This window comes from Kribbella sp. NPDC050124 (assembly GCF_044460355.1).
Classification (GTDB): Bacteria; Actinomycetota; Actinomycetes; order Propionibacteriales; family Kribbellaceae; genus Kribbella.
Genome location: NZ_JBITJU010000001.1, coordinates 974,305 through 991,108 on the forward strand (window position 1 = coordinate 974,305; position 16,804 = coordinate 991,108).

16 protein-coding genes and 1 riboswitch are annotated in these 16,804 nt (G+C 69.2%); of the genes, 12 read left to right on the forward strand and 4 right to left on the reverse strand.

Translation table 11 applies throughout. The features are described from left to right. Nucleotides 1-33: 33 nt before the first annotated feature. From ACIBL3_RS04895 to ACIBL3_RS04910, 4 genes are read left to right on the forward strand one after another with little or no spacing between them, the layout of a single operon-like run. Complete coding sequence (locus ACIBL3_RS04895; protein WP_396351836.1) at nt 34-930, forward strand: carbohydrate ABC transporter permease; 897 nt, start codon at nt 34-36, stop codon at nt 928-930. A 33-nt stretch (nt 931-963) separates the two neighbouring features. Continuing rightward, entirely contained in the window at nt 964-1,959 is a 996-nt protein-coding gene (locus tag ACIBL3_RS04900) for a sugar phosphate isomerase/epimerase family protein (RefSeq protein ID WP_396351837.1), read from the forward strand. Then, a complete protein-coding gene (locus ACIBL3_RS04905; protein ID WP_396351838.1) occupies nt 1,956-2,867 on the forward strand; it encodes a transketolase in 912 nt (303 codons plus the stop codon). The genes ACIBL3_RS04900 and ACIBL3_RS04905 overlap by 4 nt, the downstream gene beginning before the upstream one ends. After that, nucleotides 2,864-3,832, forward strand: a complete 969-nt coding sequence (locus ACIBL3_RS04910) for a transketolase family protein (protein ID WP_396351839.1) — start codon at nt 2,864-2,866, stop codon at nt 3,830-3,832. The genes ACIBL3_RS04905 and ACIBL3_RS04910 overlap by 4 nt, the downstream gene beginning before the upstream one ends. Here ACIBL3_RS04910 and ribB read toward each other — a convergent pair. Continuing rightward, on the reverse strand, nt 3,816-4,439 hold the full coding sequence (gene ribB, locus ACIBL3_RS04915) for a 3,4-dihydroxy-2-butanone-4-phosphate synthase (RefSeq protein ID WP_396351840.1): 624 nt from the start codon (nt 4,437-4,439) through the stop codon (nt 3,816-3,818). The two genes, ACIBL3_RS04910 and ribB, sit on opposite strands and share 17 nt — an antisense overlap. 91 nt (nt 4,440-4,530) lie before the next feature. Next, nucleotides 4,531-4,664: riboswitch (FMN riboswitch) on the reverse strand. A gap of 52 nt (nt 4,665-4,716) precedes the next feature. Between ribB and ACIBL3_RS04920 the strand changes: the two genes are divergently transcribed. The 3 genes from ACIBL3_RS04920 to ACIBL3_RS04930 are packed head-to-tail and all read left to right on the forward strand — an operon-like array spanning nt 4,717 to nt 8,565. Next, the gene (locus ACIBL3_RS04920) at nt 4,717-6,216 is read left to right on the forward strand and encodes a DUF4038 domain-containing protein (RefSeq protein ID WP_396351841.1); all 1,500 of its coding nucleotides are present in this window, start codon (nt 4,717-4,719) and stop codon (nt 6,214-6,216) included. 25 nt (nt 6,217-6,241) lie between these two features. Next, on the forward strand, nt 6,242-7,213 hold the full coding sequence (locus ACIBL3_RS04925; protein ID WP_396351842.1) for a sugar-binding transcriptional regulator: 972 nt from the start codon (nt 6,242-6,244) through the stop codon (nt 7,211-7,213). Then, nucleotides 7,213-8,565, forward strand: coding sequence for a threonine/serine exporter ThrE family protein (locus ACIBL3_RS04930; protein ID WP_396351843.1), 1,353 nt, complete (start codon nt 7,213-7,215; stop codon nt 8,563-8,565). Before ACIBL3_RS04925 ends, ACIBL3_RS04930 begins: the two co-directional genes overlap by 1 nt. A 5-nt stretch (nt 8,566-8,570) precedes the next feature. On the opposite strand, the gene ACIBL3_RS04935 is transcribed toward ACIBL3_RS04930, so the two are convergent. Beyond that, complete coding sequence (locus ACIBL3_RS04935) at nt 8,571-10,103, reverse strand: DUF4185 domain-containing protein (RefSeq protein WP_396351844.1); 1,533 nt, start codon at nt 10,101-10,103, stop codon at nt 8,571-8,573. Between the two features lie 269 nt (nt 10,104-10,372). On the opposite strand from ACIBL3_RS04935, the gene ACIBL3_RS04940 reads away from it, so the two are divergent. The 5 genes from ACIBL3_RS04940 (at nt 10,373) to ACIBL3_RS04960 (ending at nt 14,420) form a co-directional block, all read left to right on the forward strand. Continuing rightward, nucleotides 10,373-11,575: a 3,4-dihydroxy-2-butanone-4-phosphate synthase gene (locus ACIBL3_RS04940; RefSeq protein WP_396351845.1), complete on the forward strand. Its 1,203-nt coding sequence runs from the start codon at nt 10,373-10,375 to the stop codon at nt 11,573-11,575. Beyond that, nucleotides 11,575-12,255, forward strand: a complete 681-nt coding sequence (locus ACIBL3_RS04945; RefSeq protein WP_396352304.1) for a class I SAM-dependent methyltransferase — start codon at nt 11,575-11,577, stop codon at nt 12,253-12,255. The genes ACIBL3_RS04940 and ACIBL3_RS04945 overlap by 1 nt, the downstream gene beginning before the upstream one ends. A 61-nt stretch (nt 12,256-12,316) precedes the next feature. Then, nucleotides 12,317-12,715 carry a cyclic nucleotide-binding domain-containing protein gene (locus tag ACIBL3_RS04950; RefSeq protein WP_396351846.1) on the forward strand — a complete coding sequence of 133 codons (399 nt, stop codon included), beginning with the start codon at nt 12,317-12,319 and terminating at the stop codon, nt 12,713-12,715. After that, nucleotides 12,705-13,685 (forward strand): adenylate/guanylate cyclase domain-containing protein, encoded by a 981-nt coding sequence (locus ACIBL3_RS04955; protein WP_396351847.1) that lies wholly within the window; start codon nt 12,705-12,707, stop codon nt 13,683-13,685. The genes ACIBL3_RS04950 and ACIBL3_RS04955 overlap by 11 nt, the downstream gene beginning before the upstream one ends. A 15-nt stretch (nt 13,686-13,700) precedes the next feature. Continuing rightward, entirely contained in the window at nt 13,701-14,420 is a 720-nt protein-coding gene (locus ACIBL3_RS04960) for a GNAT family N-acetyltransferase (RefSeq protein ID WP_396351848.1), read from the forward strand. On the opposite strand, the gene ACIBL3_RS04965 is transcribed toward ACIBL3_RS04960, so the two are convergent. Both ACIBL3_RS04965 and ACIBL3_RS04970 read right to left on the reverse strand, forming a co-directional pair. Next, a complete protein-coding gene (locus ACIBL3_RS04965; protein ID WP_396351849.1) occupies nt 14,414-15,919 on the reverse strand; it encodes an SMI1/KNR4 family protein in 1,506 nt (501 codons plus the stop codon). The two genes, ACIBL3_RS04960 and ACIBL3_RS04965, sit on opposite strands and share 7 nt — an antisense overlap. Further along, nucleotides 15,916-16,797: a hypothetical protein gene (locus ACIBL3_RS04970; RefSeq protein ID WP_396351850.1), complete on the reverse strand. Its 882-nt coding sequence runs from the start codon at nt 16,795-16,797 to the stop codon at nt 15,916-15,918. Before ACIBL3_RS04970 ends, ACIBL3_RS04965 begins: the two co-directional genes overlap by 4 nt. Between the last annotated feature and the right edge of the window lie 7 nt (nt 16,798-16,804).

The following is a 16,804-nucleotide window of genomic DNA, read 5'->3' on the forward strand; positions in this document are numbered from 1 at the left end:
CCCTCCGCTCCTCAGTCCAGGCCGGGAGGCCCCATGACCTCGATCGCACCGGTCCGGGTGGACGCGCCCGTCGTACCGAAGGAAACCGAGCCGGTCAGTCAGCAGTCGAAGGGCCGTAAGGGCCTGGTCATCACGTTGGTGCTCGTGGTGGTGGCGCTGTTCTGGATCTCGCCGCTGGCGTTGCTGGTGGTCACCGCGGTCCGGCCGCTGGCGGACTTCGTCGGCAACGGGCCGCTGTCCTGGCCGGACCAGTTCACCTGGTCGAACTTCAAGGACGCCTGGGGGATCGGCAACTTCGCCACCACCTACCGCAACAGCGCGCTGCTGGCGCTGATCAAGGTGCCGCTCGGCGTGCTGCTCGCGGCGATGCTCGGGTTCGCGCTGGCCAAGCTGCGGATGAAATTCCGCACCACGGTGATGTTCGCGGTGTTCCTCGGGCTGACCATCCCGATCTACATCACCATCGTGCCGGTCTTCATCATGATGCGCCAAGCCGGTGCGACCGACAGCATCTTCGGGCTGATCGGGCCGTACCTGGCGTTCGGCATCCCGTTCGAGGTGCTGGTGCTGCAGTCGTTCTTCCGGCAGATCCCGGACGAGATCATCGAGGCGGCCAAGGTCGACGGCGCCGGCGACTGGCGGGTGTTCTTCACGATCATCCTGCCGCTGTCCCTGCCCGCCCTGGTCACGGTCGCGATCCTGGACGCGGTGGCGACCTGGAACGAGTTCCTGTTCGCGTTGATCCTGCTGAACTCCGACGCCAACAAGACGATCCCGGTCGGACTGCTCAACTTCCAGGGCCAGTTCGCCAACAACAACACCGGTCTCGCGGCGGGCATCCTGATCGCCGTGGTGCCGATCCTGATCGCGTACACCCTCCTGCAGCGCTGGATCGTCGGCGGCCTCACCGCCGGCTCTCTCAAAGGCTGACCGAAACCGCCCCACACGAAGGAGTAACCACCAATGACTGACATGCCGGTCTTCGGCGCGGGTATCTGGCACTTCGCGACCTACAAGGACCGCTACGCCACCGACGGGTACGGCGACCCCGTCGGACTGCTCGAACAGATCGACCGCGCCGGCGCCGTCGGCGACCTGTCCGTGGTCGACCTGAACTGGCCGTTCGCCGGGTACGACGGGACGCTGGACGAGGTCAAGGACGCGCTGCAGCGCAACAACCTCAAGGCGATCGCGATCACGCCGGAGATCTACACCCGCGACTTCGTCAAGGGATCCTTCACCAACCCCGACCCCGGCGTCCGCAAGCAGGCGCTGGAGCTGATGCACAACGCCACCGAGCAGGCCTTGGACCTGGGCTGCTCGTACGTGAAGCTCTGGCCCGGCCAGGACGGCTGGGACTACCCGTTCCAGGTGGACTACCACGACATCTGGAACCTGGCGCTGGACGGCCTGAAGGAGCTCGTCTCCGCGCACCCGGACATCAACTTCGTGATCGAGTACAAGCCCCGTGAGCCGCGGGTGAAGATCATCTTCCCGAACGTCGCCCGGACGCTGCTCGGAATCGAGAAGATCGGCCTGCCCAACCTCGGCATCCTGCTCGACTTCGGGCACTCGCTGTACGGCCAGGAGACCCCGGCCGACGCCGCCCAGCTGGCGATCGACTACAACCGGCTGTTCGCGATCGACGTGAACGACAACCTGCGTGGCTGGGACGACGACATGGTGGTCGGCTCGGTGCACCTGGTCGAGACGTTCGAGTTCTTCCACACGCTGCGAAAGAACAACTGGGAGGGTGTCTGGCAGCTGGACCAGTTCCCGTTCCGCGAGGACAGTGTCGAGGCGGCCAAGCAGGCGATCCGTTTCCTCAAGGCGGTGCACCACGCGCTCGACGTACTGGACGACGAGGCGTTGGCCGCGGCGCAGGCGTCGCACGACGCGCTGGCCGCCCAGAAGCTGGTCCAGAAGGTGCTGCTGAGCTCGATGGCGGAGATCGTATGAGTCTGACGGTCGAACACACGACGATGCCGGTGCTGGGCAGGCTGCCGATCCACAGCAGCCGGGCCGAGCAGGTGGCGCACATCGCCGAGGCGGCCCGGCAGATCCGGATCCAGGACCTCAAGCTGGTCCACCACGCCGGCGCCGGCCACATCGGCGGCGACTTCTCCGCCATCGACATCCTGGCCACCCTGTACGGCGCGGTGCTCGACATCACGCCGGAGACGGTGGCCGATCCCGAGCGCGACCGGTTCATCCTGAGCAAGGGGCACGTCGCCGGCGCGCTGTACACCACGCTGGCCACCTTCGGGTTCCTGCCGGTCGACGAGCTCGCCACCTTCCTCAAGCCCGAGTCCGCCCTGAACGGGCACCCGAACCGGAACAAGGTCGCCGGGGTCGAGGCGAACACCGGTCCGCTCGGCCACGGGCTGCCGGTCGCGGTCGGGCACGCGCTGTCGGCCAAGCTGGACGTGTCGATGCGCCGGACCTACGTGCTGGTCGGCGACGGCGAGCTGCAGGAGGGCAGCAACTGGGAGGCGATGATGGCGGCCTCGCAGTACCAGCTGGACCGGCTGACCGTGATCGTCGACCGGAACCGGCTGCAGCAGGGCGCCACCACCAAGGAGACCAACGACCTGGATCCGCTGCCGGAGAAGGCGATGGCGTTCGGGTTCGCGGTGGTGGAGGTGAACGGCCATGACCACGGCGAGCTGCTCGACGTGCTGTCCGCCGTACCCTTCCGGCCCGGCAAGCCGACCTTCGTGATCGCCCACACGCACAAGGGGCACCCGATCTCGTTCATGAGCAACAACGTCGCCTGGCACCACCGGGTGCCGGACGCGGCGGAGTTCCGGCAGGCGCTGACCGAGCTGGAAGCTGTTGTTCCCGGATACGCCAAGGAGCAGGCATGACCGTTGTCGACACCACCTCGATCGCGGACCAGCCGCGGTACGACTGCCGGGACGCGTACGTCGAGACGCTTGCCGAGCTCGCGCACGCGGACCACCGGATCGTCGGGGTGGTGAACGACTCGGTCGGGTCCAGCAAGCTGAACAGCTTCCGCAAGGCGTTCCCGGACCGGTTGATCAACGTCGGGATCGCCGAGCAGGACATGGTCGGCGTCGCGTCCGGCCTGGCCAACGGCGGCCGGATCCCGTTCGTCTCGGCCGCGTCCTGCTTTCTGACCGGCCGCGCGCTGGAGCAGATCAAGGCCGACGTCGCCTACTCGAACACGAACGTGAAGCTGTGCGGGATGAGCCCGGGCGTCGCGTACGGCGAACTCGGCCCGACACACCATTCGATCGAGGACATCGCCTGGCTGCGCGCGATCTCCAACATGACCGTGATCGTCCCGGCCGACCCGATCGAGACCGCGGCCGCGCTGCGCTGGGCGGCGGCTTCGGACGGGCCGGTGTTCATCCGGGTCAGCCGGATGAGCGTGCCGAAGGTGTACGCCGACGACTACGAGTTCCGGCTGGGCAAGGCGATCACGGTCCGGGGCGGCGACGACGTGACGCTGATCAGCAACGGGACCGTGCTGTGGCGGGCGCTGGCCGCGGCCGAACAGCTCGCCACCGAAGGGATCTCGGCCCGGGTGCTGTCGATGCCGACGGTGAAACCGCTCGACGTCGAGGCCGTGGTCGCGGCCGCGCGGGAGACGGCCGGCATCGTCACCGCGGAAGAGGCGGTGTCCGGTGGCGGCCTCGGCGGTGCGGTCGCGGAGACCGTCGTACAGCAGCATCCGGCGCGGGTGTCGATCCTCGGGATCCCCGAGTTCGCGCCCACGGGGTCGGCCGGGTACCTGCTGGACCGCTACAGGCTCTCGCCGGAGGGCATCGCGGACTCCGCCCGCCAACTGGTCAAGACAAGTAGCTGACCAGGTCGGCGATCGAGATCATCGCGAAACCGTGAGTGTCGGCGAACGCACGCAGGTCGGGCCCGGTCATCAGGGTGCCGTCGTCGTTCATCAGTTCGCCGATCACGCCGACCGGCGGCAGCCCGGCCAGCCGGACGAGCTCGACGGTGGCCTCGGTGTGACCGGGCCGCTGCCGGACACCACCTTCCACTGCCCGCAGCGGGAGGATGTGACCGGGCCGGATCAGGTCCGTGGGCTGCGCCGCAACGTCGGCCAGCACGCGGACGGTCCGGGCCCGGTCGGCGGCCGAGATGCCGGTACCGATCCCGCTGCTCGCGTCGACCGACACCGTGTACGCGGTCAGCAGACTGTCCTGGTTGTCCGGCACCATCAGCGGCAGCTCGAGCCGGTCGAGGACCTCCGGCGCGGCCGGTGCGCAGACGTAACCGCTGGTGTGCCGGACCAGCAACGCCATCAGTTCGGGGGTCGCCAGGCTCGCGGCGAAGGTCAGGTCGCCCTCGTTCTCGCGGTCCTCGTCGTCGACGACCACGACGGGCCGTCCCAGGGCGATCTCGTCGATCGCGCGCTGGATGGTGTCCAAGTGCGTGGGTGCTGTCGCGGAATGCACGGTCGTTGTCCTCTCGGCCTGGCACTCCGGGGCAACGACAAGCTCCGCGGGCACGTCCGGCCACGACGACGGCAGCGCACCGCGAAGACTGCCACGTGCGTCTTCCCATCCGGACTTTCACCGTCGGTCCCGGAGTTCCACCGGGTCAACCGCAGTTCCTTGCGGAGCTGCGGGTCGCGGACTGTCACCGCCGGCTCGGAATTTCACCGACCCCAGAGCACGTGTGGTCTTGCTGTTCGCCGGTCAGTCTATCCGTCTCAACCACCCTTGGAGTGTCATGTCCATCTCAGTCTGGCGTGAGGTCGAGCTGTCGCTGACCCGCACTCACGACGAGCCGTACGCCGCCGAGGAGTGGGCGGACTTCGAGCACGAGAGCGGTCTCCGGCTGCGGCGTCCTGCGTTCTGGGACGGCGGTGACATCTGGCGGGTCCGCTTCGCCGCGCCGTCACCCGGCCGGTGGACCTGGACGAGTGGCTCGGACAGCGGCGAGCTCGACGTGGAACCGGCCGATCCTGACCAAAACAACCCGTTCTACGCGCACGGCTTCTGGCGGATGTCGCCCGGCGGCCGCAGTCTGGTGCACGCGGACGGCACGCCCGCCATCCTCGCCGGGGACACTGCGTGGGCGCTGCCCTGGCGAGCGACCCCCGAGCAGGTCCGGGAGTACGCCGCCGACCGGCAGGCCAAGGGGTTCAACGCCGTCCTCCTGATGACCGTGCAACCGGACATGCGTGCTGTCGGTCCGCGCGACCGGACCCAGGACGAGGGCTTCGCGGTCGGCTTCGAGGACCTCGCCGACGGACACCTGAACCAGTTGAACGTCGAGTACTTCCAGTACCTCGACGAACTGCTCCGGATCCTGGTCGAGCACGGGCTGGTCCCGGTGCTCCAGCCTGTCTTCCACGGCTTCGGCTGGAAGGGCCTCGACGTCGCCGGCACCGTCGTACCGCCGGCGGAGTACGCCCGCTACTGCCGTTACCTGGTCGCCCGGTACGGCGCTCAACCGGCGATCTACCTGGTCGGCGGGGACGGCTCGGGTCGCGAGCCCCAGATCGCAGCCGGCGGGGCCGAGGTCCACGCGACGGACTGCTACGCCCAGCCGACGGGCATCCACTACCGCCCACACATCCATGCGGACGCCCACCAGGACGCGGACTGGCTGGACTTCCAGTGGTGCCAGACGGGCCACAGCGGTGAACACGTGCCCGAGCGGGTGGCGGACATGTGGCGCAATCAGCCCGTCAAGGCGATCGCGAATGGCGAACCGACGTACGAGAACACCGGGCGGACCGGCGTGGCGACCGGCTGGTGGCAGGGGCACGAGGCGTGGAGCAACCTGTGCGCGGGCGGCACGATGGGCGTCGTCTACGGCGCCGGCAGCCTGTGGCAGTGGAAGCTGCATCCCGACGAGCCGGGGCACTCGGACTACTTCGCTGCGCCGGGCGCGGGCTGGCGGGAGGCGGTCGGCTTCGAGGGGTCGTCGTACCTCGGTCTGCTCACCAAGATCCTGCGTGGACTGCCGACGACCGACATGGAACCGGACTGGACCCGGGTGATCTCCGGCCGGGCGCTGAGCGTGCCGGGGCGGCTGCTGGTCATCTATCGGGAGCACGGCGGCACGGTGCCGGTGTTCGACGACGACGTACCGCTGCCGTACACGATCGTGGACCCGCGCGACGGCTCGGTGGTGGCCACCGGCAAGCGCGACTCGCCGCGGGCCGTCCTCCCCGACGCCGGTGGACAGCCCCGCGTGTACATCTGCCTGGCTGACCTATAGTCGTCGTCTGTTAGGGGGTCTCGACGTGAACAACCGCGCGGTGCGCCAGCCAGGGCTGGACGAGTTGCGGCTGCTGGCGAAGGTGGCCCGGATGTACCACGAGAAGGGCATCCGGCAGCCGAAGATCGCGGCCGAGCTCAACCTGTCCCAGGCGCGGGTCTCGCGGATGCTCAAGCAAGCCGTCGAGGTCGGCATCGTGCACACCGTGGTGACCATGCCGAGCGGGGTGCACAGTGACCTCGAGGACGAGCTCCAGGGCCGGTACGGACTGCGGGACGCGGTCGTCGTCGACACCCTCGGGATGGCGGACGACGTCCTCCCGGCGCTCGGCTCGGGCGCCGCGGCGTACATCGACATGACGCTCACCGGCGGGCACGTCATCGGCATCTCGTCCTGGAGCGAGACGCTGATCAGCGCGGTCGACCGGATGCCGCGCAAGAGCGTGCCGGTCGTGGACCGGGTGGTGCAGATCGTCGGCGGGCTGGGTGACGCGGCGGTGCAGATGCAGGCGACCCGGCTGACGGCCCGGTTCGCCGAGCTGACCGGTGGGATGCCGGTCTACCTGCCCGCCCCGGGCCTGGTCGGGACCCCGGCGGTCCGGCGGGCGATGATGAACGACGTGTCCGTTCGGGACGTTCTGGGCACCTGGGGACAGCTCACCGACGCCCTGGTCGGGATCGGCAGCCTCGAGCCCTCGCCGCTGCTGCAGCGCAGTGGGAACGCGGTCGCGGAGGCCGACCAGGACGAGCTGCGCCGGCTCGGCGCGGTGGGCGACGTCTGTTTCCGGTTCTTCGACGAAGAGGGAAAGCACGTGCGCTCGACGTTCGACCAGCGAGTCATCGGGGTGACCGCCAAGGAGCTTTTGGCGGTGCCGCGCCGGATCGGGGTGGCCGGCGGCGACCGGAAGTTCTCCGCGATCCGGGCGGCCCTGCTCGGCGGCTGGGTCAACATCCTGATCACCGACCTGGCGATGGCCAACCGGCTGCTCGACGCCTGATGGATCGCGAGGAGCAGCAGGACGTCTACCGGACGCTCGACCTGGCCCTGCGGGTCGGCGAGGTGCTGCTGTCCAGCGGCGCCGGTACGGCGGACGCCACCGCGACCATCCTCGGGGTCACCGCGGCCGGCGGGCTGCGCGGCTGCGAGGTCGACATCACCTTCACCTCGATGGCGATCTCGTACCAGGCGGCGCCCGACGTCGCGCCGGAGACCCACATCCGCCTCGTCCGCTACCGCTCGCAGGACTTCTCCCGGCTGACCGATGTCGATCGGCTGGTACGGCGACTCGCCCGGGGCGACGTGACCCGGGACGAGGCGAGTCGTGAGCTGGCGCGGCTGACTTCGGCGGGACCGCCGTACCCGCGCTGGAGCGCCGTATTGGCCTGGGGTGTGATGGCGGGTGGCGCGACGCTGCTGCTCGGTGGCGGCTGGTTGATCACGCTGGTCGCGGTCCTGACCGCGATCGTGATCGACCTGAACAACCGCTGGTTCAACAGGCAGCGGCTGCCCGCGTTCTACCAGCAGGTCGCGGGCGCGTTCGTCGCCACCGCGGTCGCGTTGATCCTGTACGCCGTCCACGCGCCGGTGAAACCGTCACTGGTCGTTGCCGCGGGCATCATCATGCTGCTGGCCGGGATCGCGCTCACCGGTGCCGTCCAGGACGCGATCACCGGGTACTACGTGACCGCGGCGGCTCGAAGTCTCGAGGCGATGCTGCTGACCGGCGGGATCATCGCCGGGGTCAGCCTCGGACTCACGTTGGGGATCAAGCTCGGGCTGCACGTCGGCATCGAGGCGCAGACGATCCAGTTGGCGAATCTGCCGATCATGGTCGGATCCGGCGCGTTGATGGCGCTGGCTTTCGCCTACGCGTCGTACGCGCCGCCACGGGCGCTGCCGCCGGTCGCGATCATCGGGGCGCTCGGGTCACTCGTCTTCACGCTGATGACGCGGGCTTCGTTCGGACCGGCGTGGTCGACGGCGGCTGCGGCTTTCGTGGTCGGTCTCGGGAGCTACTCGCTGGGGCGTCGTACCGGGGTGCCGCCGCTGGTGGTCGTGGTCTCCGGCACCATTCCGCTGCTGCCGGGACTCACCATCTACAAGGGCCTGTACGAGCTGATGGGGCTCGGCAACCTGATCGGCATCGTCAGCCTGGCCACCGCGGTCGCGATCGGGGTCGCGCTCGCGTCCGGGGTGATCCTCGGCGAGTACGTCGCGCAGCCGATCCGCCGCGAGGCCCGGCGACTCGAGGATCGCCTCGCCGGGCCACGCTTGGTCGGACCCCGCCGTCCGATCCGTCGCCGGACCGCATCCCGCCGGTCTCGTCGACGGGCTGCCCAGACTCAGTAGCCGCCTCAGCCGATCTCCTCCAGGACGACGTCGTCCAGTTGCAGCCAGACGTCTTGGCCGCGGCCGAAGAAGCCGCCGTACAGCTGGATCAGGGACTCACGACCGGAGTCGAACTCGACGCTGACCTTCTCGTACGCCGGGTGTGCCCCGCTGGTCTTCTGCGCGATCGTGCTGCCGCGCAGGGTGCGGACGCCGAGCATCGTCTCGGTGTTGTTCTCCGCGGTCCGCATCCAGGCGGACAGGCGGTAGCGGTGATGCGGCCGGACGGCGACGTTCTGCTGCAGCTGGTGAGTGCCGATCGAGTCACGGACGTAGGCGTTGTTGGCGCCGCTGTGGCCGAGGTTCGTCCGGTCGATGCCGCCGCGACCGTTGAGCTGCCAGGGCGACGTCGGCGTACTGCCGGTCTGGTCCTCGAAGCCGGGATCCGTCACCAGGTTGGTGGCCTGACCGTCGTCGGTCAGCTTGGTGCGCATCAGGAACACGTTGTACGGGTCCCACTGCGACATCGTGAAGTACAGGTCCTCACCGGACGACCACGGGTGCATGTAGGTCCCGTAGAGGCCGGGGAAGTCCTTGCCCTTGACAACGACCTTCTCGCCGCTCCACGGACCGGTCAGCGACGTCGACGACCGCAGTACGACGGATGCTCGCGTCTCGTCCAGGTACATCATCAGCCACTTGCCGAGGTGCGCGTTCCACTGCACGGAGACCTCGCTGACCGGGCCGATCGCGATCGGCGCCGCGGCGCTCTCCTGCGGCGACCACGTCCGGCCGTCCCAGTATCGCCAGGCGCTCTTCTGCAGGACCAGCTTCTCCGGAACCCTGGCGATGTGCGCGTTGCCGAAGCGGCCGTTCGGCGTACCAATCATGTAGACAAAGCCCGAGGGGGTGTCGCGGACCAGGGCCACCATCTGGAAGTTGTTGTCCCACGCCTTGGTGTTCTGCCAGCGGGCGTTCGGGTCCTTGGTCCAGGTCTCGCCGTTGTCGTCGGAGTAGGCGAAGCCGGAGTAGTTCGTGAACCAGCTGCCGGCCGGACCCCAGTAGTTGACCGACATGTACTGCACGTACTGCCGCTTGCCTACCGCGATACCGCCGGTCGGGATCACGGTGTGCTCGTCCCGGTCGACCTTCTTGCAGTCCAGGAACTGCTTGGCGTGGCCGGGGTGGTCCTCGGCGGCCGAGTCCAGCGACATCCCGTCGGCCAGGTTGCGGTCCTTGCTGCGGAACAGCAGGTTGCAGCGCCAGTCGATGGTGGCCGGGTCGCCGGCGCCTCCGCCCGGTCCGGTCCAGCCGCTGCCGTAGCTGTCACCGAACGCGGTCAGGATCTCCTCCGAACCGTTGTCCCAGAGGATTCCGAGGTCGGTCGCCTTCAGGGCGAACCGCGCCTCGGTGTCGTTGATCGATCCGGGACCGGTCAGTTTGGCGACGCGTTCGGCGGGCGAGGGCACCGCTGACACCTGGGCTTCGGAGGTCTGGTCGGCCGGCACCAGGGCGGCTCCGATCAGCGCGGGCAGGACGAGTAGCAATCGTTTCCGCATGCGTTGTCTCCTCGGGCGGGGCAGAGCACGATCGTGAGAAATCGATTTCCGACGAACGTAGTCCTTCGTTGTCAACGGGTCAATGGCTGGGTGTGGTTTACTTCCTGCTGGTGCGATTCCAAGGTGTGACGGTCGGGAGCTTCCCGGGCCCGTCGGCTCCGCCGGTGGCGGAGTGACCCGGCGCTGACCGGGGCCACGCGGTGATACCCCGCTTCTAGCTCGGACCCCACGGTGGTCCCTGACCGGAACTCACAGCCGGAGAGCGAAGCATGTTCACAGGAAGAATCGAGCACACCGCGGCGGTCGTCGAGGTCGTCGGCGACGTCCTGCGAGTGAAGTCCGCGATCGCGGTCGCGCCGGGTGGGGCGGTCTGTCTCGACGGCGTCAGGTTCACCGCGGAGCCGGCGGGCGCCGGCGAGGTGCGGGTGAGCGTGACGGACGAGACCAGGCGCCGTACGACGCTGGACCGCGTCTCAGCCGGTACGACGATGAACGTCGAGCTCCCGATCGCCGCGGGCGACCGGATCGACGGGCACCTCGTGCAGGGGCACGTCGAGGGGGTCGGCAAGGTGCTCCGGGTCGCCGCCGAACCGGCCGGCCGCCGGGTCTGGATCAAGCCGCCGGATCGCCTGCTCGCGAAGCTGGTGGCGAAGACCTCGGTCGCGATCGACGGCGTGAGCATCACCGTGGCCGAGGTGCTGAAGGACCGGTTCTCGGTCGTCCTGGTGCCGAACACCCTCGAGAAGACGACGCTCGGCGCGTTGGCCGAAGGCGACCGGGTCAACCTGGAGAGCGATTTGCTCGTCCGGATGGCCCGCGACGGTCAGGGACCCGAGCTGCTGAAGGCGGTCAGTCAGTTGCCGTGGGCGGGTCAGCTCAGTGGAGAGATCGGCGTGCAGAAGGTCGTCGCGCAAATCGCCGCTGGTGGTGGCGTCGTGGTCTGGGACCCGACTGCGGAGAGCGAGGGCGATGTCGTCTTCGCCGGTGAGCGGTTCCGGCCACAGGCGATGACGTTCCTGCTCACGAACGCCTGTGGACACACGACGATCCCGTGTGCGGCCGACGTACTGGAGCGGCTGCAGATCCCGCCAATGCCGGGCGAGGGCGATCGGCAGGGTACGGCGATGCACGTGTCGATCGATCTGGCGTCCGCCGTGGGGACCGGGGTGTCCGCGGTCGAGCGGGCGGCGACGATTCGCCGGCTGGCGGCGCCGGACGCCGTACCGACGGACTTCCTGCGGCCGGGTCACGTGTTCCCGCTCGCGGCGCGACCCGGGTTGCTGGCCGAGCGGCTCGGGCACACCGAGGCGACTGTCGCGCTGTGTCGTGCGGCCGGGCTGGTGCCGGTGGGCGTGTGCTGCGAGGTTATGCGGCCGGACGGCGTGATGGCCGGGCCTACGGACCTCGAGCAGTTCGCGTTGCGCTGGGAGTTGCCGATGATCGACATCCACGACTTGGTCCGGTGGCTGTGATGTTGTACGACGATCCCGTCTTCCTCAGCGGTTACCGGGAGTTGCGGCGCACGGGGCTCGGGCTCAACGACGAGCTCGAGATCCCGGCGATACACGCCGTTCTGCCGCCGGTCGAGGGGCTGAGGGTCGTGGATCTCGGGTGTGGTGAAGGCGGTCTGGCCGTCCGGCTGGCTTCGGGTGGCGCTGACGTAATCGCGGTCGACGCGTCGGAGCAGATGCTGGCGGCGGCTGCTCGGCATCCTCGGGTGCGATACGTCCGGGCGGACCTGGCTGGGTTCGATCTTCCGGCAGGATCGGTGGAGCTGGTGGTGAGCAGCCTGGTCTTGCACTACGTCGAGGACTTCGCGGGGCTGGTCGCTCGGGTCGCGCAGTGGCTGACGCCGGGCGGATCCTTCGTGTTCTCGATCGAGCATCCGGTGGTGACCGCGCCGCTGACCGCGGCCGATTGTGTGGTCGACGACTACGCGGACGAGGGCCCGCGGCAACGGACCTGGTTCGTGGACGGTGTGATCAAGTATCACCGCACGATCGGGACCGTGCTGCGTGCGCTGCGAGAGCAGGGATTCCGCCTGGAAATGGTGGACGAGCCGGTGCCGACCCGGGCGCAGGTCGAGCGCCACCCGCATCTCGCCGTCCATCGGCGTCGGCCGGCCTTACTCCTGGTCGGGGCCGTCCGTTAGAGTTACCGACTGGAAACATCGGCTGATCGCCGGGGTGGCCCGGCGGGCTCGGAGGATCGACGTGGCTTTGGGTAGGACATCCCCGCGGGACCTGCCGTTGTTCGCGGATCTGTCCGGACGCGACATCAGGGACATCTTCCGGGCCGGCGAGGAGGTCTCGGTGCCGGCCGGCTGGTCGCTGATCCTGGAGCAGACCCCGCCGGACGCGGCGTACCTGATCCTGAGCGGCACGGCGGCGGTCCGGGTGAAGGGCGAGGAGATCGCCGAGCTCGGCCCCGGTGACATCGCCGGTGAGGTGGCGGTCCGGAAGAACACGTTGCGGACGGCAACGGTGACGGCGAGGTCGCGGCTGCAGCTGCTGCACTTCACCCGGGAGAAGTTCGACGACCTGACCAACCGGCTGCCCGCGTTCCGGGATGCGATCGACGCCACCATCGCCGAGCGCCGCGGTGGTTCCTGAGCCGGCGACGCCGGTCGATCCGGCGGCCGTCCAGCAGGACTTCGAGCAGGCGCTGCTCGGCGGCGAGCGGAAGTTCACCCGGATCCAGGTGTCGGAGCGGGCCGGGATCTCGATCGGCCGCGCCGAGCGGATGTGGCACGCGCTCGGGTTCGCGACCGTGCCGGACGACGAGGTCGCCTTCACCGACGGCGACGTCGAGGCGTTGCGGCTGGTCGCGGCCCTCGAGGACGACGGTTTCATCGACCCCGAGCTGGAGTCCTCGCTGGCCCGCAAGCTCGGCCAGACCCAGTCCCGGCTGGCGTCCTGGCAGTCCGCGATGTTCCTGGAGTTCCTCGGCAACACGAAGCTGTCCGCCGACGAGGCGATCGAGGTGGCCGGGCTGCTGCTCCCGGCGATGGAGCAGCTGCAGACCTACGTCTGGCGCCGCCACCTGGCCGCGGCGGCGGGCCGGGCGGTGGCCGGATCGGACCAGTTGGCCCGCGGGATCCGCGCGGTCGGGTTCGCCGACATCGTCAGCTACACGCGGCTGGCGCGTCGGCTGAGCGAGGTCGAGCTCGGTCAGCTGATCGAGCGTTTCGAGGGCACGGCCGCGGACGTGGTCGCGCTCAACGGCGGGCGGGTGATCAAGTCGATCGGTGACGAGGTGCTGTTCGTCACCGACACCGCCGCGCAGGGTGCCGCGGTTGCCTTGGCGCTGCAGGACGCCGTCGCCGCTGCGGGGGAACTGCCCGAGCTGCGCATCGGTCTTGCCTACGGCAACATCCTGATCCGGCTCGGCGACGTGTACGGCGAGGTGGTCAACCTGGCCGCCCGCCTCACCTCGGAGTGCAAACCCGGCCGCGTCCTCGCCGATCGCGAGCTGGCCGCGGCGCTGGACGGCCACTCCGACTACCGGTTGCGCCGGCTCCGGCGGGTCTCGGTCCGCGGCTACCACCACTTGGTCCCGTACGCCGTGCAACGTGCTGAGTGAGTCAGAATTGCTGGTGTGCGCGAGATTCTGACGACGGCCGACCTGGCGACGGCGAGTGCCGGCGATCCGCTGATCGTCTGGGCCGGGCAGGGTTTCCGCCCGGGCGTCCGGGCCTGGTACGACGGGGAAGCTGTGGCCGTCGCCGCACCGGATCTCTCCAAGCGCGATCGGTTGGCGGTCGTCGGCCCCGCTGACGAGGTCGCACGGCTCACCGTCGCGGTCTTCGCCGAGGTCGGGACGAGCTTCCGTCCGTTCGGCGACGAGCGGCTGATCCGGGAGCTCGCCGACCGGGTGCCTGGTCTGTCGTTCTCGGCTGCCTTCGGCTGGATGGACACGACTGAGTATTCCGCGGTGACCACCACGGCTGTCTGGCTCGATGGCGACGACGGTATCGAGGCGCTACTCCGTGCGGCCGCGCCAGCGTCGTACGCGTGGCCCGGGCGTTCCGGCGTACGGCGGTGGGCGGCAGTGACCGGTGATCACTGGGAGCTGCTGAGCATCGCGGCGGACGCGTGGAGCGCACCGGAGGTCGGCTTCCTGGCCGGCGTTGCCACCGCACACGTTGCTCGGGGCAAGGGTCTGGCCCGTGAGGTGTGCGGGTTCGTCACGGCCGAGCTGGTGAAGCGGCATGGTCGTGCCGGCCTGATGGTCGACCGGGACAACGCGGCCGCGATCGCGGTCTATCACCGGCTTGGGTACTCGTACCGTCCTGTGGCTGGGGCGGGCTTTCAGTAGGTCCCGTCGTGGCGGGCCGGGTCGCCGGGGGAGAACCGGGCGGCCCAGTCTGTGGCCTCGGCGAAGGTCGGGGTGCCGAGGAGGCCGGCGGCGGCGAGATTCGGTGGTGCGGTCGTCTGTTGCCACTGGTCGGCGCGGAGACCTAAGTATTTGAGGTCAGTCAGCTCGTCCAGCACTTTGTAGTCCTGCGCCACCGCCTTCGAGAGATCCAGCGATTGCAGTGCCGGCAGTGCGCGCAGCGGGCTGAGGTCCATCGGGAGGCGGGTCTGGATCGTCAGGCGTCGTACCGTCGGGTGACCGCTCAGCCTGCTCAGGTCGATCTGGTCGAGGCCGACGAAGAGCTCGTCGATCGGGGTGTCCTGGAGTGGCGCGAGGTCGGCGGTCGCGCAGTTCGTCAGGGCGACGTACCAGAGCACGGGCAGGCCGCGGACCGGCTCGAGATCGACCTGGAAGGCGTTCTTCACCCGCAGATCCTGGATGCCGTCGTGCACACCTTGGAGTGGCGCGGCCTGTCCGTTGACCTCGAGCAGGCTTCGGTCGTCGTCGGTGGCGTTCCAGTGGACGGTGACGACGCCGTTGGATTCGCTGTAGTCGCCGCGGTCCAGCGCTTCGACGTGTAGCCGCAGCAAGGTGGTCACCGAGTCGGCGACGTAGACCGGTCCGGTCTGATGGTCCTTGCCGATCCGGACGACCTGTCCCGGCGAGCCGTGCGGACCAGGGTCCAGGTCGACGGCGAGGAAGTTGCCGAAGGTGTCGCCGGCGAACGGGATCCACGCCGGCCAGTCGCGTGCTCGCCGTACCGCCAGCGCCGGAACGCAATCGAGCTGCGGCGGATTGGACACCTCGGTCGCCCAGTCGCGTGCACTCCACCAGCGCTCGAGGAACGGCTCCGCTACCGACTCGAGGCCGAACCACACGTGGTTGTCGAAGATCCCGGCGCCGCCGTCGCCGTCGATGACGGAGTACAGCGCCACCAGGTCCGGCGGCAGGTCGACGGTCTCGGCCTGCACGGGCTCGGGCAGCTTGCCGAAGAGCTCACCCGGTTGCCGGTCCAGGATCCGCTCGACGTGGGCGACGTACCGGTGCAGGAGCTCGACGGCCTCGCTCGGGTCACCCGCCGGTACGGCGTGCGCGGGCCCGGACTGGAGTTCGCCGGGCTCGACCGGCAGGTCGTCGGGGTCGAGGACGTAGAGGTATCCGGGGTTCAGGTCCTTGAGGGACTCGCTGGTGACGGCTTCGTACTCACCGGAAGCGTGGACGACGAGGTCGAGCAGGACCGAGTCGACCGCATCGACCGCCTCGTGGAGTTGGGTGAGCTGCTTGTGGAGGCGCTCGCCCTCGTCCTCCCGATAAGGCCCGTCGTCGGGCTGGTAGCGGGGACCGCTGCGGTACGTCCAGGTTTCGCCGATCGTCGCGGTCAGTGTCGCCTGCTGCCAGCCTTCCGGTCCGTCCTCGGCGACCGTACGCGCGATCGCGGCGAGGACGTTGGGCGCTTTCATGCGCCGTTGTTCCAGGCGGAGTCGGCGAGGATGGCGCGTTCGTCGTCGGTGGCCGGGCGGGTCCAGAGGACGCCGGGAACCTCGGAGGCCACCATGCGGGCCAGGAGACCGCGCAGGAGATCCATCGGCGGGGTCTGCGGCTGCGCCTGCCGGGCTTGGCTGTAGTGGTCCAGCACGCGCCCCAAGTCCAGCACCAGGTGGTTGGTGTGCCGGCTCTGGTCGGCCTCCATCCGCGAGTAGGTCCTGTCGAAGGCTTCCTCGTTCGACGCGCCGTGCTGCCTCGCGTGCTCCGCCTGGGCGGACATGGCGTCCCGCTCCTCGCGCAGGCTGAGGCCCGTCGCACGGACGACTGCCTCGACCATGCTGTCGCCGTTCCAGGAGCCGCCGGTGACGCGCTGGTCGTTGTGCCGCATCAGCACGTCCATGACGAGGTCGGCGAAGGCCGAGCTGTCCATCCCGTCGACGCCTTCGGCGGGAAACCAGTCCTCCCGCAGGTGCAGCACACCCGGTTGCTCCCGGTCGGCGAGCTCGTCCAGCAGCCGCCCGACCGAGCTCACCGGGTACGACACCGCATCCGGGCCGAGGGCAACGAACCGCTGGGCGAGCAGGTAGAGCGAGATGACGCAGTGCGGCGCGAACAGCATCACCTGCCCGCTGCGCCCGTCGACGGAGATCGGGCCGTCCTTGCTCTTGTGGTACGCCTGCAGGCCGGACATCAGAGCAGTCTCCTGCTCCTCGGTCAGCGCGAACTCCCAGTCCCACTTGCGTTCCACCGCGAACTCTTCGTCCAGCTCGTCGTCAGGGCCGCGCAGTAGCCACCACAGCGCCAGGGCGATGAGCAGGACGACGACAGCAACGATTCCGAGCACGATCCACACAGGGCGT

Excerpts from the sequence above, each read along its gene's own strand:
- ACIBL3_RS04895 (WP_396351836.1), top strand. The coding sequence starts at position 34 with ATGACCTCGATCGCACCGGTCCGGGTGGACGCGCCCGTCGTACCGAAG.
- ACIBL3_RS04900 (WP_396351837.1), top strand. The coding sequence starts at position 964 with ATGACTGACATGCCGGTCTTCGGCGCGGGTATCTGGCACTTCGCGACC.
- ACIBL3_RS04905 (WP_396351838.1), top strand. The coding sequence starts at position 1,956 with ATGAGTCTGACGGTCGAACACACGACGATGCCGGTGCTGGGCAGGCTG.
- ACIBL3_RS04910 (WP_396351839.1), top strand. The coding sequence starts at position 2,864 with ATGACCGTTGTCGACACCACCTCGATCGCGGACCAGCCGCGGTACGAC.
- ACIBL3_RS04920 (WP_396351841.1), top strand. The coding sequence starts at position 4,717 with ATGTCCATCTCAGTCTGGCGTGAGGTCGAGCTGTCGCTGACCCGCACT.
- ACIBL3_RS04930 (WP_396351843.1), top strand. The coding sequence starts at position 7,213 with ATGGATCGCGAGGAGCAGCAGGACGTCTACCGGACGCTCGACCTGGCC.
- ACIBL3_RS04935 (WP_396351844.1), bottom strand. The coding sequence starts at position 10,103 with ATGCGGAAACGATTGCTACTCGTCCTGCCCGCGCTGATCGGAGCCGCC.
- ACIBL3_RS04940 (WP_396351845.1), top strand. The coding sequence starts at position 10,373 with ATGTTCACAGGAAGAATCGAGCACACCGCGGCGGTCGTCGAGGTCGTC.
- ACIBL3_RS04945 (WP_396352304.1), top strand. The coding sequence starts at position 11,575 with ATGTTGTACGACGATCCCGTCTTCCTCAGCGGTTACCGGGAGTTGCGG.
- ACIBL3_RS04965 (WP_396351849.1), bottom strand. The coding sequence starts at position 15,919 with ATGAAAGCGCCCAACGTCCTCGCCGCGATCGCGCGTACGGTCGCCGAG.